Here is a 14,871-nt window from a genome sequence, read left to right as displayed (position 1 = left end):
AAAATGAGTCTGAAAGATAAAACACAATCCCTGTTTGCTGAGAAATTTGGCTACCCTGCCACCCATGTTATTCAGGCGCCTGGCCGCGTCAATCTGATCGGTGAACATACTGACTACAACGACGGTTTTGTGCTGCCGTGTGCCATTGATTACCAGACGGTTATTAGTTGCGCAAAGCGCGACGACCGTAACGTCCGCGTAATAGCGGCGGATTACGGTAACGAAACCGACGAGTTTTCCCTTGATGCCCCCATTGTGACGCACGACAGCCAGCAGTGGTCTAACTATGTGCGCGGCGTGGTGAAGCATCTGCAGAAGCGTAACAAGAACTTTGGCGGTGCGGATTTAGTGATCAGCGGCAACGTGCCACAGGGTGCGGGCTTAAGCTCCTCTGCCTCTCTGGAAGTCGCCGTGGGGACCGTGTTCCAGCAGCTTTATCATCTGCCGCTGGACGGGGCACAAATCGCCCTGAACGGTCAGGAAGCAGAAAACCAGTTCGTGGGCTGTAACTGCGGCATTATGGACCAGCTGATCTCCGCGCTGGGCAAAAAAGAGCACGCGCTGCTGATCGACTGCCGCTCGCTTGGTACCAAAGCCGTTCCGCTGCCCAAAGGCGCGGCTGTTGTGATTATCAACAGTAATTTTAAGCGCACGCTGGTGGGCAGCGAGTACAACACCCGCCGCGAGCAGTGTGAAACCGGTGCACGCTTCTTCCAGCAGCCCGCCCTGCGCGACGTGACGCTTGATGAATTCAATAAGGTTGCGCATGAGCTGGATCCGGTTGTCGCCAGACGCGTTCGTCACGTGCTGACGGAGAACGCCCGTACCGTTGAAGCCGCGTCCGCGCTGGCGAAAGGCGACCTGAAACGCATGGGAGAACTGATGGCTGAATCGCATGCCTCCATGCGCGATGACTTTGAAATCACCGTCCCGCAAATTGATACCCTGGTTGAGATCGTCAAAGCGACCATCGGCGATAAAGGCGGCGTGCGCATGACCGGCGGCGGCTTCGGGGGCTGCATCGTTGCGCTGGTACCGGAAGAGCTGGTCCCTGCCGTACAGGATGCCGTGACGAAGCAGTACGAAGCAAAGACAGGTATTAAAGAAACCTTCTATGTATGTAAAGCATCACAAGGAGCCGGACAGTGCTAAACGAAACACCTACCCTCGCACCGGATGGTCTGCCGTATCGCCTGTTAACCCTGCGCAACCGCGCAGGGATGGTGGTTACGCTGATGGACTGGGGTGCAACCCTGCTCTCCGCCCGCGTACCGATGCCGGACGGCAGCGTGCGTGAAACGCTGCTCGGCTGTGCATCGCCTGAGCAGTATGCTAACCAATCGGCTTTTCTGGGAGCGTCCGTCGGCCGCTATGCCAACCGCATCGCTAAAAGCCGTTTCGAACTCGACGGCGTGGAGTACCCTCTCCTTCCAAGCCAGGGTGAGAACCAGCTTCACGGCGGACCGGAAGGGTTTGATAAACGCCGCTGGAAAATTGTCCGTCAAAATGACAGCGAAGTGCTGTTCTCGCTGGATTCGCCTGATGGCGATCAGGGCTTCCCGGGCAACCTTATCGCCTCCGCACGCTTCACGCTGACCGACGACAACCGAATCGCCATCGAATACTGTGCAACGGTCGACAAGCCGTGTCCGGTTAACCTGACTAACCATGCCTACTTTAATCTGGACGGCAACCAGTGCGACGTGCGCAACCACAAGCTGCAAATCCTTGCGGACGCGTACCTGCCGGTTGACGAAATGGGCATACCGTATCAGGGCCTGAAGCAGGTGAACGACACCAGCTTCGACTTCCGCAATGCGAAAGCTATCGCACAGGATTTCCTGAGTGATGACGATCAGCGCAAGGTGAAAGGCTACGACCACGCTTTCCTGTTGCAGGCCAAAGGCGATCTCAGCCAGCCCGCCGCGCAGGTCTGGTCTGCTGACGAGAAGCTGCAGATGACCGTTTATAGCACCGCCCCTGCCCTGCAGTTCTACTCAGGTAACTATCTAGGCGGCACAACGGCACGCGAACACAATGAATACAGCGACTGGCAGGGTCTGGCACTGGAGAGCGAGTTCCTGCCTGACAGCCCGAATCATCCGGAATGGCCGCAGCCAGATTGCGTTCTGCGCCCGGGTGAAGAGTACGTGAGCGTCACCGAGTATCATTTCATTCCGCGCGCTTAACGACAGGCCCTCACATCGAGGGCTTTTTTCTGCTCCCCTTGCTGAAAATAGCGCCGATCGCAGACAAAATCATAACCCTGGATTCACAAGCATCTTACACTCGGAGACTATTTTCGCTATGGTTAGGGTTAAGCGTTGCTGCTGGCCTGGCCACAGCAATATAATGAGAATTGTTATCATTCTAAAAATGCTTGAGGAGTAAGAGATGGCTATTACTAAGCTGGTTCTGGTGCGTCACGGCGAAAGCCAGTGGAACAACGAAAACCGCTTTACCGGTTGGTACGACGTTGATCTGTCTGAGAAAGGCGTAAGCGAAGCAAAAGCAGCAGGTAAACTGCTGAAGGAAGAAGGCTTCAGCTTTGATTTTGCTTACACCTCTGTGCTGAAACGTGCCATCCACACGCTGTGGAACGTGCTCGACGAACTGGATCAGGCCTGGCTGCCGGTTGAGAAATCCTGGAAACTGAACGAGCGCCACTACGGTGCGCTGCAGGGTCTGAACAAAGCCGAAACCGCTGAGAAATACGGTGATGAGCAGGTTAAACAGTGGCGTCGCGGCTTCGCGGTAACCCCACCAGAGCTGACCAAAGATGACGAGCGCTACCCGGGCCACGACCCGCGTTACGCGAAACTGACTGACGCTGAGCTGCCAACCACCGAAAGCCTGGCGCTGACCATCGACCGCGTTGTGCCTTACTGGAACGAAACCATTCTGCCACGCCTGAAAAGCGGTGAGCGCGTGATCATCGCCGCTCACGGTAACTCCCTGCGTGCGCTGGTGAAATACCTGGACAACATGGGTGAAGACGAAATTCTTGAACTGAACATCCCAACTGGCGTACCGCTGGTGTATGAGTTCGACGAAAACTTCAAACCAATCAAACACTACTATCTGGGTAACGCGGATGAAATCGCAGCGAAAGCCGCGGCTGTCGCGAACCAGGGTAAAGCGAAGTAATTTTCGCCAGACATAAAAAAAGCGCGGAGCCTTCCGCGCTTTTTTATTTCTGCCTCAGGACTTAACCGCGACGTGCTTTCACCGCGTTCGCCAGCTGACGCAGGAGGGTGTCGGTATCGTCCCAGCCGATGCAGGCATCCGTGACGCTCTTGCCGTACACCAGCGGCTCGCTGCCTTCCAGGTTCTGGTTACCTTCGACCAGATGGCTTTCAATCATCACGCCAATCACCGCCTTCTCACCGCCGGCAATCTGCTGACAGACATCAACCCCGACGTCCATTTGCTTTTTAAACTGCTTGCTGGAGTTGGCATGGCTGAAATCGATCATCACCTGCGGTGGCAGCCCGGCTTTTTCCAGCCCGACCTTCACGTCGGCCACATGTTTTGCACTGTAGTTTGGCTCTTTGCCGCCACGCAGAATGATATGGCAATCCCCGTTACCGCTGGTGTTCACGATGGCGGAATGACCCCATTTGGTCACGGACAGGAAGCAGTGCGGCGCACCCGCTGCGTTAATGGCGTCGATAGCCACCTTAATGGTGCCGTCAGTGCCGTTTTTAAAACCAACCGGACAAGAGAGACCGGATGCCAGTTCGCGGTGAACCTGAGATTCCGTGGTACGGGCACCAATTGCGCCCCAGCTCATCAAATCAGCCAGGTATTGTGGCGTGATCATGTCCAGGAACTCACCGGCAGCAGGCAGGCCACTGTCGTTGATCTCCAGCAGCAGCTTGCGCGCAATACGCAGACCGTCGTTGATCTGGAAGCTGTTATCCATGTGCGGATCGTTAATGAGCCCTTTCCAGCCAACGGTCGTACGCGGTTTTTCAAAATAGACGCGCATGACGATTTCCAGCTCATCCTTCAGCTCTTCGCGCAGCTGAAGCAGCCTTGCCGCATACTCTTTTGCCGCAGCAGGATCGTGGATAGAGCATGGACCAATCACCACCAGAAGACGATCGTCATTACCTTTCAGGATCTTATGGATCGCTTTGCGAGCATGAGAAACCGTGTTTGCGGCATTTTCAGTGGCGGGGAATTTCTCAAGGAGCGCTACAGGAGGTAATAACTCATTGATCTCTTTAATGCGTAAATCGTCGTTCTGATAATTCATTTTCTTTCCAGCTCTGCCATATCTTTAGTAATGAAAGCAATCCTTTCAATCTATCTTGTCGACCAGGAAGTGTAAACACGGTTTTACACTTCACGCAGATAATTCCTGGAATTCGCCTAAAAATCGCCACAAAATAGCGAAAAATGAGATCTAACCTAAGCTTTTTAACTGTAACAACCAATTTTATACGCCTAAACGCGATTCCCTACTGACGTAAGTCCGTAAGGCGGAATCTTTCGCCTCTAAAAAGATGCACTGTTGGAGAAAGTTATCCAGCGTAACGACAAGAACAGGAGCACCATGATGAAAATGACAAAACTGGCTACCCTCTTCCTGACCGCCACTCTCACCCTGGCAAGCGGCAGCGTCCTGGCTGCTGAAACGGGCACCTCAGACAGCAACGGTGATGCCAATGCGGCAGCAGAAGCAGGCCAGGTCGCCCCTGATGCGAAACAGAATATCGCCCCAAATAATGTCGATAACAGCCAGATCAATACCGGCAACACCAATACCGGCGGCACCATGCTGCATCCGAACGGCAGTGATTCCGGCACCATGAATCACGACAATATGAGTTCAGATGAAGTTCATAAGAACTCAATGTGTAAGGACGGCAAATGTCCCGACCCTAACGACAAAGTGGGTAACGATGCCAATACCAAAACCGATGGCACAACCCAGTAAGTCGTCAGTGCTTTAAATGCGAAAGGAGAGCCCAGGCTCTCCTTTCTTTTTGGAGTAACCTGTTAAAAACGCTACACTAAAAATAACGAAACAGGAAAGCAGACATGGCGCACACCCACTCACACGCATCTTCTCCCGGAAATGACAACGTAAAACGACTCATGCTGGCCTTCGGCGTTACGGCCACGTTTATGGTTATCGAGGTCATTGGCGGTCTGGTCTCCGGCTCGCTGGCGCTGCTGGCTGATGCCGGGCACATGCTGACCGATGCCGCAGCGCTACTCTTCGCTCTGCTGGCAGTGCAATTTGCTCGTCGTCCTCCGAACGCACGCCATACCTTCGGCTGGTTGAGGCTGACTACGCTTGCCGCGTTTGTTAACGCCATCGCGCTGGTGGTCATTACTATTCTTATCGTCTGGGAAGCCATCCAACGCTTCAGGCACCCGCAGCCAATAGCCGGAACGACAATGATGGTGATTGCCGTCGCGGGGCTGCTGGCGAATATTCTGGCATTCTGGATTTTGCATCGCGGCAGCGGGGAAAAGAACCTCAACGTGCGCGCTGCTGCCTTGCATGTGCTGGGGGATTTGCTCGGCTCAGTCGGGGCGATAGTCGCCGCGCTGGTGATCCTCTATACCGGCTGGACGCCAGTCGACCCGATTCTCTCCGTGCTGGTATCGTGTCTGGTTTTACGTAGCGCCTGGAGTCTGCTGAAGGAGAGCGTCAATGAACTGCTTGAAGGGGCACCCGCATCCATGGACATTGACGAGCTGAAGCGTAACCTGCGCCGTTCTGTCCCGGAAGTGCGCAATGTTCATCATGTGCATGTCTGGCAGGTAGGTGAAAAACCGGTGATGACGCTACACGTTCAGGTGATCCCACCTCACGATCACGATGCATTACTGGAACGCATTCATCATTTCCTGGAACATCATTACGAGATTGGCCACGCCACCGTCCAGATGGAGTATCAGGCCTGTAACGGGCCGGACTGCCACCTTAACGAGGCGCAGCCCGACCATTCACATCATCATCACCATTAGCGGGAAAGCGCGTGAGAGCCTCGCTCACGCGCGCTCTTAATCCACATACGGCTGCCATTCAGGGCAATGAAGGTCAGCAGCAGATATTCCAGCGACATCGCATAGACGCCCTGCAGCGCGAAAATGACCACGCTGATAACGTTGATGATGACCCACAGCAGCCAGTTCTCAACGTATTTACGGGTCATCAGGATCATCGCCGCAATTGACAGCACCATCATGCAGGAATCCCAGAACGGGAAAGCATCCGGCTGAAGTTCTGGCATCGTTACGCTCAGGCCGATACTGGACATAGCCGAAACGGCCACGCGGGTCAGGAAGGCAAACACCGGGTTGATATAAACTGTCATGAATCCAATAGCGACCACGCAAGCGACAAACCAGGCAATGGCTTTCGGCAGGGGTAGCCAGCGGATCTGTAGCTCAGCCTCCTGCTGGCTGTTCTGCCGCGACCACGCGTACCAGCCGTAAATATTGGCGGCGAAGAAGAACAACTGCAAAAGCAGACTGGCGTACAGCTGGATCTGGAAGAAGATAATCGCAAAAAGCGTAACGTTAATCAGCCCGAACGCGTAATTGCTGATTTTCTCCAGGCTTGCCAGCCAGATGCAGAGTAAACCCGCCAGCGTGCCGACGGCCTCAATCCATGACAGGTCATAGCCACCTGCACCAATCGGTATGTGAACCAGAATGTTCTGCGTGCTAAAAAAATCCATCTTTTCCCCGGAACGTTTTGAATTAAGTACGTAGTGTAGCCGCAAAATCCAGCATGCGGTTAAGCGGAATTAACGCACCTTCGCGCAGCGCAGCATCGACATGAATTTCATGCGCGGCGCCGCCCGTCTCCAGCCCTTCGGCAATCGCTTTCAGACCGTTCATCGCCATCCACGGGCAATGCGCGCAGCTGCGACACGTCGCGCCCTCGCCTGCCGTTGGGGCTTCAAGGAGCTCTTTCTCCGGCACGGCCTGCTGCATCTTATAAAAGATACCGCGATCGGTCGCCACGATGAGCTGCTTGTGCGGCAGCGTTCTTGCCGCGTTGATAAGCTGGCTGGTTGAACCCACGGCATCCGCCATGTCGACAATGGACTGGGGGGATTCAGGGTGAACAAGAATGGCTGCGTCAGGATAAAGCGCCTTCATGCGTGCCAGCGCCTGGGTTTTGAATTCGTCGTGCACAATACAGGCCCCCTGCCAGCAGAGGACGTCAGCGCCTGTCTGCTTCTGAACATAATTGCCGAGATGTCGATCAGGTGCCCAGATAATTTTCTCACCCAGGCTGTCCAGATGCTCAATCAGCTCAACGGCGATGCTGGAGGTCACGACCCAGTCTGCCCGCGCTTTTACCGCCGCGGAGGTGTTGGCATAAACCACCACGGTACGGTCAGGATGGGCGTCGCAGAAGGCGGTGAACGCGTCAATCGGGCAGCCAAGATCGAGCGAACACTCGGCATTCAGCGTCGGCATCAAAATGGTTTTTTCCGGGCTGAGAATTTTCGCCGTTTCGCCCATAAAACGCACGCCAGCAACAAGCAGCGTGGAAGCAGGATGTTTTGCGCCAAAGCGCGCCATCTCCAGAGAGTCAGAGATGCAGCCCCCGGTCTCTTCCGCCAGTTGCTGGATTTCCGGGTCGGTGTAGTAATGCGCCACCATCACCGCGTCTCGCTCTTTCAGAAGACGTTTGATCTTCTCGCGGTAGAACTGTTTTTCGTCCTGGCTTAGCGGAACAGGTTTTGGCGGAAACGGATAGATGGCGGCTTCGGGATCAAACATCACACTCATTATGGCTTCTCGTTTTACTGGCTTAACAATATTGCCTTTCTTTTGCCTGACATAGCAAAACGCATGGCAATTGTGTTTTGTATACTAAACAAGATAGCGAATCTGGAGTGAAAAGTCACCGGGAATAGAGGTGTGGAGCATTTATAGAATTGCAGATAGCAAAAAGGCGCCTTTAGGGCGCCTTTCTACATTGGTGGGTCGTGCAGGATTCGAACCTGCGACCAATTGATTAAAAGTCAACTGCTCTACCAACTGAGCTAACGACCCCTTGCGGGATTTTTTTCTTCGAAGTGGTGGGTCGTGCAGGATTCGAACCTGCGACCAATTGATTAAAAGTCAACTGCTCTACCAACTGAGCTAACGACCCATTCGGGTGCTGACTTCGAAGATTTTTACTCGGTACCACGTTTAAGTGGTGGGTCGTGCAGGATGACTCGGCTTCGCCTCGCCCTTCGGGCCGTTGCTAAAGCAACGTTATCCTTCACGTTTAATATCTGAGTAAGACATTAAAATTGGTGGGTCGTGCAGGATTCGAACCTGCGACCAATTGATTAAAAGTCAACTGCTCTACCAACTGAGCTAACGACCCGAGTGGTGGGTGATGACGGGCTCGAACCGCCGACCCCCTCCGTGTAAAGGAGATGCTCTACCAACTGAGCTAATCACCCACTCTGTACTATCGGAACTGCTTAAGTGGTGGGTCGTGCAGGATTCGAACCTGCGACCAATTGATTAAAAGTCAACTGCTCTACCAACTGAGCTAACGACCCACTTTTACGCTGTTTTCACGTTGTTTGATATCCCGTGGCAACGGCGGCATATATTACTGATTTAAGAATTCTGCGCAACAAAAATTTCGATGAAGATCACTTAACTGCTTATGAATCATGCTGCACGACCAGAAATAACGCGATTTCTGGTCATGCGATAATCATCCCATCGAATTCAGACGTTTTTGCGCCTGTTTGGCACCTTCGGTACCAGGGAATTTGGCGACCACCTGCTGATAAACCGCTTTGGCTTTCGCAGTGTCACCTTTGTCCTGCATGATCACGCCAACCTTATACATCGCATCTGGCGCTTTCGGTGATTTTGGGTAATTTTTCACCACGGAGGCAAAATAAAACGCCGCATCATCCTTTTTACCCTTGTTGTAATTCAACTGACCAAGCCAGTAATTGGCATTTGGCTGGTAGGTTGAATCAGGGTATTTCTTAACAAAGTTCTGAAACGCAGCAATCGCGTCGTCCTGACGAGATTGATCCTGCACGAGGGCAATGGCCGCATTGTAATCCGTATTCGCGTCACCGCTCTGTACAGGCGCGCCTGTGGAGGCGGAAGCATCCGCAGACGGCGCGGGCGCGGATGTCGCCGCTCCGCTCTGATCGCCTGCTGCGGGTTGTGCTGCTGCACCACCACCGCTGCTCAGGCTATCTATCTGCAACAAGATTTGCTTCTGACGTTCCACAACCTGGTTAAGCTGATACTGACTTTCCTGAATCTGACCGCGGAGTGAGTCAATATCGTTTTGGTTATCGGAAAGTTGTTGCTGGAGTTGGGTTAAAAGCTGACTGTGAGCGTTAGAAATACGCTCGAGTTGAGTGACCCGGTCTTCTACCGAGCCTGAGCCGACACTACTGATTGGTGCCTGAGCAAAAGCGGCCCAGGGGGCCGCTATTCCAACCAGTAACGACAGACTCAACAGATGATGTCTGAAGTTACTGCTCATGCCATTCTCTTAGTAAACCAGTACGGCACGACGGTTTTTGGAGTAAGCCGCTTCGTCGTGACCCAGTACTGCAGGTTTTTCTTTACCGTAAGAAACGATGGAGATCTGATCAGCAGAAACGCCTTTACCCTGCAGGTACATTTTAACAGCGTTAGCACGACGTTCACCCAGGGAGATGTTGTACTCTGGGGTACCACGTTCGTCCGCATGACCTTCTACGGTGACTTTGTAAGATGGGTTGCTACGCAGGAAGTTAGCGTGAGCATCCAGCATCGCAGCGAAGTCAGAACGGATGTCGTATTTATCCAGATCGAAGTAAACGATGTTGTTCTGCTGCAGCTGCTGCATCTGAAGACGCGCCTGCTCTTCAGAAGACATGTTGCCATTGCCGTTCGCGTCCATACCGGTACCGGCACCCATCATGCCTTCGCCGCTCTGGTCATTGCTTGCGTTCTTGTTAGAAGAACACGCTGCGATTGCCATTACAGGCAGAGCGATCATCAGCCCCTTCAGCACTTTGTTCAGTTGCATTTCTATGATTCCTTTAGTAATCAATTAATTATTATTTACAGATACGGCGACCAGGCAGGTGATTTTACCTGTCCATCAGTGGCCGGAATACGCGCTTTGAAACGCCCATCTGTAGAAACCAGATTCAGCACAGATCCCATCCCCTGAGAAGAGCTGTAGATTACCATAGTGCCGTTAGGTGCCAGACTTGGCGTTTCATCCAGGAACGTTGACGACAGAACTTGAACGCCACCCGCTACCAGATCTTGTTTGGCAATGTGCTGCTGCCCACCGTTGGAGCTGACCATTACCATGAATTTACCGTCGCTGCTCACGTCTGCGTTCTGGTTCTGCGAACCTTCCCAGGTAATACGCTGCGGAGCACCGCCGTTGATGTTTACTTTATAGATTTGTGGACGGCCAGCCTGGTCAGAGGTAAACGCCAGGTTTTGACTGTCCGGGAACCATGAAGGTTCGGTGTTGTTGCTGCGACCATCGGTCACCTGGCGGATCTGGCCAGAGCCAATATCCATCACATACAGGTTCAGGCTACCGGTTTTAGACAGCGCAAAGGCCAGTTTAGAGCCGTCCGGAGAGAAGGAAGGCGCACCGTTGTGACGTGGGAACGACGCTACCTGACGCACAGCACCGTTAGCCAGCGTCTGGATAACCAGCGCAGAACGACCGCTCTCGAAAGTCACGTATGCCAGTTTAGAACCGTCCGGAGACCAGGCTGGAGACATCAGCGGCTGGGAAGAACGTTTCACCAGGAACTGGTTGTAGCCGTCGTAGTCAGAGACGCGCAGCTCATACGGGAACTGACCGCCGTTGGTCTGCACCACATAAGCAATACGGGTACGGAACGCACCTTTAATGCCGGTCAGTTTTTCGAATACCGCATCGCTGGCCGCGTGAGCCGCGTAGCGCAGGTACTGTTTAGTGACCTTGTAGGAGTTCTGTGCCAGAACGGTACCCGGTGCACCGCCGGTATCTACCAGCTGCCAGGCCACGTTGTAAGAGCCGTCCGGGTTAGGGGTAACCTGACCCACAACGACCGCATCAATACCCAGCGCAGACCATGCAGCAGGCTGTACTTCCTGTGCACTGCCCGGCTGCTGAGGCAGACGAGAACGATCTAACGGGTTGAATTTACCGCTGTTACGCAGGTCAGCCGCCACGATGCCACCGGCATCTTCAGGTGCAGCGCCAGGACCGGCCCACTGGAACGGAACAACACCGATTGGGCGTGCCGAGTCCACCCCCTGGGTGATCTCGATACGTACTTCTGCGTGCAGCACAGCTGCCCACAGCATTAAAAAACTAAATGCTACACGTAATGCCTGCTTCATCATATCTCCCTTATCCGGGTAACCTTACCCACGATAATTTAGCAGAATGTTAACAAACTCAAATAGACAAAACTACACGATCCTGGCTATGACAATAGTCGGTTTTCTATACTTCCCAAAGGAAAGACGATCACAGCTTAAAGTCTAGTTTGGCATCTTTTATCTTATCGTAAACAGCCTCACTCGGCGGTTTAGGAATGTTCGCCGATCTTGCTGCAGCTAACGCTGCCTGGCAAAGCGCAGGATCGCCCCCTTCAGAAGTGACGCTTTTCAACCGTCCATCTGGGGCAAGATTGATATGCAGCACGCACTGTTTGCCCTGATACAGGCCCGCATCAAACAGACGGCTTTGGATCGCCACCTGAATCTGCTTCGCATAAGCGCTGATATCTGCACCCGTTGCCCCGCCGTTGGCGCCGGAGGTCCCGCTGTCTTTAGACGGCTGACCGTTCCCTTTCGCCCCGCCACCCGCTTTTGGTGCGTTCTTACCTGAACTCAGGTCGCCCAGTAAATCGTCGACGCCGGCAGCCGCAGCCGCTTTATCAGCAGCGGCCTTTTTGGCAGCGGCTTTTTCAGCCGCAGCTTTCTTATCGGCAGCCGCTTTTTTATCTGCTGCAGCTTTCTCGGCAGCCGCTTTTTTATCAGCAGCAGCTTTTTCAGCCGCAGCCGCTTTTTCAGCCGCGGCCTTCTCGGCAGCAGCCGCTTTCTTCGCAGCGTCAGCCGCTGCTTTCTTCTCTGCTTCCTGAGCGGCTTTCTTCGCCGCTTCGGCTTCAGCTTTCTTCTGAGCGTCAGCAGCCGCTTTCTTCGCCGCTTCGGCTTCGGCTTTCTTCTGAGCATCAGCAGCGGCTTTCTTCGCGGCTTCGGCTTCAGCTTTTTTCTGGGCATCGGCAGCCGCTTTCTTCGCTGCTTCAGCCGCTAATTTTGCCTGGGCATCAGCCTTCGCTTTGGCATCCGCTGCGGCTTTAGCGGCCGCTTCTTCCGCCTGCTTTTGCTGCTCCTGCGCTTTTTTCGCGGCCTCTTCAGCTTGCTTCTGCTGTTCCGCCTGCTCTTTCGCCGCTTCCTGCGCCTGCAAACGTTCTTTCTCAAGCTGCTTCAGACGTTCCTGCTCCGCGGCCTGCTTTTCACGCAGCTCTTCCGCTTGCTGTTGCGCCTGTTTTTCACGCTGTTCATCAGCCCGTTTTGCACTCGCCTTCTGCTGCTGTTGGCGATTATAGTTTTGCACTACCGCACCGGGATCCACCATAACGGCATCGATGGAAGACCCTCCACCGCCGCCTGATGCATCAATATGCTCATCGAACGAACTCCAGATCAGCGCTGCAAAAAGAATCACGTGCAGCACTGCGGAGACGATTATCGCTCGCTTAAGCTTGTCGTTCTGTTCGGTTGCCTTTGACACTATCGGTTCCCAAAAACTACGCGGATGATCAAATAGGTTGAGTCATTAAGCCAACTGACTTAACACCCGCACTATGTAGCAAGTTCAGCGCTTTAATAATTTCATCGTAGGGTACGTCTTTCGCGCCACCGATTAAGAAGACCGTTTTCGGATTTGACTCCAGGCGACGCTGCGCCTCAGCTATCACCTGCTCCGGTGGGAGCTGATCCATACGATCTTTTTCTACCACCACGCTGTACTGCCCTACGCCGGAAACTTCAATGATGACCGGAGGATCGTCATTGGTGCTCACCGCCTGTGATTCTGTCGCATCCGGCAGATCCACCTCCACGCTCTGGGTTATGATTGGCGCTGTTGCCATAAAGATCAGCAGCAGTACCAACAGGACGTCCAGCAGTGGAACGATATTGATTTCGGACTTGAGCTCGCGACGACCTCGTCCACGCGATCTGGCCATGGTTTACCCCTTGTTGCTCTCGGTGCTGGTAAACGCCTGACGGTGCAGAATCGCAGTGAACTCTTCCATAAAGTTGTCGTAGTTCAGTTCCAGTTTGTTCACGCGCTGGTTCAGGCGGTTGTAAGCCATTACCGCCGGGATTGCCGCAAACAGACCGATAGCGGTCGCAATCAGTGCTTCAGCGATACCCGGTGCAACCATCTGCAACGTCGCCTGCTTCACCGCACCCAGCGCGATAAAGGCGTGCATGATCCCCCATACTGTACCAAACAGGCCGATATACGGGCTGATGGAGCCGACAGTACCGAGGAAAGGAATGTGCGTTTCAAGATTTTCCAGCTCACGGTTCATGGAGATACGCATCGCACGAGAAGCGCCTTCCACAACCGCTTCCGGCGCATGGTTATTTGCGCGATGCAGGCGAGCAAACTCTTTGAAGCCGCTATAGAAAATTTGTTCGGAGCCGGTCAGGTTTTCACGGCGCCCCTGGCTCTCCTGATACAGGCGAGAAAGCTCAATACCCGACCAGAACTTATCTTCAAACGCTTCCGCTTCACGGCCAGCAGCATTGAGGATACGCGTTCTCTGGATGATGATGGCCCAGGATGCGATTGAAAAACCAATCAAAATCAACATGATAAGTTTAACCAGAAGGCTTGCCTTCAGGAACAAATCAAGGATATTCATGTCAGTCACTGCTTAAACTCCGCGACAATAGACTTAGGAAGCGCACGAGGCTTCATTATGGTTGGATCAACACAAACAATCAGTACTTCAGCTGAGTTCAGTACGGTGTTCTCTGCGTTGACTATCCGCTGCGTGAAAACCAGTGAGGTCCCGCGCATTGATGTAATTTCAGTTTGGACTTCGAGCATGTCGTCGAGTCTGGCAGGCGCAAAATACTCAAGCGTCATCTTGCGTACCACGAAGGCAACTCGCTCAGCCAACAGCACCTGTTGACTAAAGTGATGATGGCGCAGCATCTCTGTGCGTGCCCGTTCATAAAAAGCAACGTAGCTGGCGTGGTAAACCACACCACCGGCATCGGTATCTTCGTAATAGACACGAACCGGCCATCGAAACAGCGTTGTATTCACTTTACATCCCAGTAATACAAGAAAAGTTGGAGCTTTCAAACTTCGCTACTATACGCGCGGGAAAGATGGTTTGGAATGGGAGAAAGTAAACGGAGAGTAAATTTTTATGGGCTCGGGTAAGCCCATATCGTTATAGGACATTTCTTATTCAGAAGAAGAAGAAAATCAAACCGGCGAGGAGAACCAGATCGGCAATCAGCGGGCAGAAAATGCCCTGCCAGTGTACCGCTTTCGGACGAAAGCCCACGCCGTGGATCACCCCAGCACACACTGCCCACATAATGAGGAAGCCATGCCAGATTTCCAGTTCGCTGGTTTTTGCCGCGAAACGCGACGGGTCCCAGAAGATGCAGCCTGCCAGCAGTAATGCCATCACTAAAGAAAGCGCCCGTAACGGGCGCTTATCCATTACCGCGTAAAGCGTCGCGATAATATTCATCAGTGTTTTTCTTCACCCGCTTTCGTCGCTTCAACATGCTCAAGCGCCAGGGCGGTGATGACACCAAAAGCACAGGCAAGAAGCGTCCCTAAAATCCATGCGAAATACCACATATTCAGCT

Annotated in this window: 17 protein-coding genes and 5 tRNA genes; 5 read left to right on the top strand and 17 right to left on the bottom strand. The window is 53.4% G+C overall.

The features are described 5' to 3' along the window. Positions 1 to 3 precede the first annotated feature (3 nt). The 3 genes from galK (at position 4) to gpmA (ending at position 3,147) form a co-directional block, all read left to right on the top strand. Positions 4 to 1,152, top strand: coding sequence for a galactokinase (gene galK, locus AAER43_RS06555; RefSeq protein ID WP_014883054.1), 1,149 nt, complete (start codon positions 4 to 6; stop codon positions 1,150 to 1,152). Beyond that, positions 1,146 to 2,189, top strand: a complete 1,044-nt coding sequence (gene galM / locus AAER43_RS06550) for a galactose-1-epimerase (protein WP_057057589.1) — start codon at positions 1,146 to 1,148, stop codon at positions 2,187 to 2,189. The genes galK and galM overlap by 7 nt, the downstream gene beginning before the upstream one ends. A gap of 205 nt (positions 2,190 to 2,394) precedes the next feature. After that, positions 2,395 to 3,147 carry a 2,3-diphosphoglycerate-dependent phosphoglycerate mutase gene (gene gpmA, locus AAER43_RS06545; protein ID WP_008501111.1) on the top strand — a complete coding sequence of 251 codons (753 nt, stop codon included), beginning with the start codon at positions 2,395 to 2,397 and terminating at the stop codon, positions 3,145 to 3,147. A gap of 61 nt (positions 3,148 to 3,208) precedes the next feature. On the opposite strand, the gene aroG is transcribed toward gpmA, so the two are convergent. Further along, positions 3,209 to 4,261, bottom strand: coding sequence for a 3-deoxy-7-phosphoheptulonate synthase AroG (gene aroG / locus AAER43_RS06540; protein ID WP_050862805.1), 1,053 nt, complete (start codon positions 4,259 to 4,261; stop codon positions 3,209 to 3,211). Between the two features lie 303 nt (positions 4,262 to 4,564). Here aroG and AAER43_RS06535 point away from each other — a divergent pair, with 303 nt between their 5' ends. Both AAER43_RS06535 and zitB read left to right on the top strand, forming a co-directional pair. Then, entirely contained in the window at positions 4,565 to 4,945 is a 381-nt protein-coding gene (locus AAER43_RS06535) for a protein YbgS (RefSeq protein ID WP_014883051.1), read from the top strand. 104 nt (positions 4,946 to 5,049) lie between these two features. Further along, positions 5,050 to 5,988, top strand: coding sequence for a CDF family zinc transporter ZitB (gene zitB / locus AAER43_RS06530; RefSeq protein WP_023332431.1), 939 nt, complete (start codon positions 5,050 to 5,052; stop codon positions 5,986 to 5,988). Here the strand turns inward: zitB and pnuC are convergent. The 16 genes from pnuC to cydX form a co-directional block, all read right to left on the bottom strand. After that, positions 5,985 to 6,704 (bottom strand): nicotinamide riboside transporter PnuC, encoded by a 720-nt coding sequence (gene pnuC / locus AAER43_RS06525; protein ID WP_045134249.1) that lies wholly within the window; start codon positions 6,702 to 6,704, stop codon positions 5,985 to 5,987. The two genes, zitB and pnuC, sit on opposite strands and share 4 nt — an antisense overlap. Positions 6,705 to 6,726: 22 nt before the next feature. Further along, positions 6,727 to 7,770, bottom strand: a complete 1,044-nt coding sequence (nadA, locus tag AAER43_RS06520; protein WP_032637167.1) for a quinolinate synthase NadA — start codon at positions 7,768 to 7,770, stop codon at positions 6,727 to 6,729. 191 nt (positions 7,771 to 7,961) lie between these two features. Next, a tRNA-Lys gene (locus AAER43_RS06515) sits at positions 7,962 to 8,037 on the bottom strand. Between the two features lie 24 nt (positions 8,038 to 8,061). Further along, a tRNA-Lys gene (locus tag AAER43_RS06510) sits at positions 8,062 to 8,137 on the bottom strand. Between the two features lie 146 nt (positions 8,138 to 8,283). Continuing rightward, positions 8,284 to 8,359: transfer RNA gene (locus AAER43_RS06505), tRNA-Lys, on the bottom strand. Positions 8,360 to 8,362: 3 nt separating this feature from the next. Next, positions 8,363 to 8,438: transfer RNA gene (locus AAER43_RS06500), tRNA-Val, on the bottom strand. A 26-nt stretch (positions 8,439 to 8,464) separates the two neighbouring features. Further along, positions 8,465 to 8,540, bottom strand: a tRNA-Lys gene (locus tag AAER43_RS06495). 161 nt (positions 8,541 to 8,701) lie between these two features. Beyond that, on the bottom strand, positions 8,702 to 9,499 hold the full coding sequence (cpoB, locus tag AAER43_RS06490; RefSeq protein ID WP_023332428.1) for a cell division protein CpoB: 798 nt from the start codon (positions 9,497 to 9,499) through the stop codon (positions 8,702 to 8,704). Between the two features lie 9 nt (positions 9,500 to 9,508). Beyond that, complete coding sequence (pal, locus tag AAER43_RS06485; RefSeq protein WP_003858578.1) at positions 9,509 to 10,030, bottom strand: peptidoglycan-associated lipoprotein Pal; 522 nt, start codon at positions 10,028 to 10,030, stop codon at positions 9,509 to 9,511. 35 nt (positions 10,031 to 10,065) lie between these two features. After that, entirely contained in the window at positions 10,066 to 11,358 is a 1,293-nt protein-coding gene (tolB, locus tag AAER43_RS06480) for a Tol-Pal system beta propeller repeat protein TolB (RefSeq protein WP_013097529.1), read from the bottom strand. Positions 11,359 to 11,488: 130 nt separating this feature from the next. Further along, positions 11,489 to 12,757, bottom strand: a complete 1,269-nt coding sequence (tolA, locus tag AAER43_RS06475; protein WP_050862807.1) for a cell envelope integrity protein TolA — start codon at positions 12,755 to 12,757, stop codon at positions 11,489 to 11,491. A gap of 28 nt (positions 12,758 to 12,785) precedes the next feature. Further along, positions 12,786 to 13,214: a colicin uptake protein TolR gene (tolR, locus tag AAER43_RS06470; RefSeq protein ID WP_003858589.1), complete on the bottom strand. Its 429-nt coding sequence runs from the start codon at positions 13,212 to 13,214 to the stop codon at positions 12,786 to 12,788. Between the two features lie 3 nt (positions 13,215 to 13,217). Continuing rightward, on the bottom strand, positions 13,218 to 13,910 hold the full coding sequence (gene tolQ, locus AAER43_RS06465) for a Tol-Pal system protein TolQ (protein ID WP_008501101.1): 693 nt from the start codon (positions 13,908 to 13,910) through the stop codon (positions 13,218 to 13,220). Beyond that, positions 13,907 to 14,311 carry a tol-pal system-associated acyl-CoA thioesterase gene (gene ybgC / locus AAER43_RS06460; protein ID WP_003858593.1) on the bottom strand — a complete coding sequence of 135 codons (405 nt, stop codon included), beginning with the start codon at positions 14,309 to 14,311 and terminating at the stop codon, positions 13,907 to 13,909. Before ybgC ends, tolQ begins: the two co-directional genes overlap by 4 nt. A gap of 148 nt (positions 14,312 to 14,459) precedes the next feature. Next, the gene (gene ybgE, locus AAER43_RS06455; RefSeq protein WP_010428735.1) at positions 14,460 to 14,750 is read right to left on the bottom strand and encodes a cyd operon protein YbgE; all 291 of its coding nucleotides are present in this window, start codon (positions 14,748 to 14,750) and stop codon (positions 14,460 to 14,462) included. Then, positions 14,750 to 14,863, bottom strand: a complete 114-nt coding sequence (cydX, locus tag AAER43_RS06450) for a cytochrome bd-I oxidase subunit CydX (protein ID WP_003858598.1) — start codon at positions 14,861 to 14,863, stop codon at positions 14,750 to 14,752. Before cydX ends, ybgE begins: the two co-directional genes overlap by 1 nt. Between the last annotated feature and the right edge of the window lie 8 nt (positions 14,864 to 14,871).

Source organism: Enterobacter sp. FUJ80071 (genome assembly GCF_038739915.1).
Taxonomy (GTDB): domain Bacteria; phylum Pseudomonadota; class Gammaproteobacteria; order Enterobacterales; family Enterobacteriaceae; genus Enterobacter; species Enterobacter kobei.
Note: the sequence above shows the minus strand (reverse complement) of the source record. Positions and strands in the feature narration are given on the sequence as shown.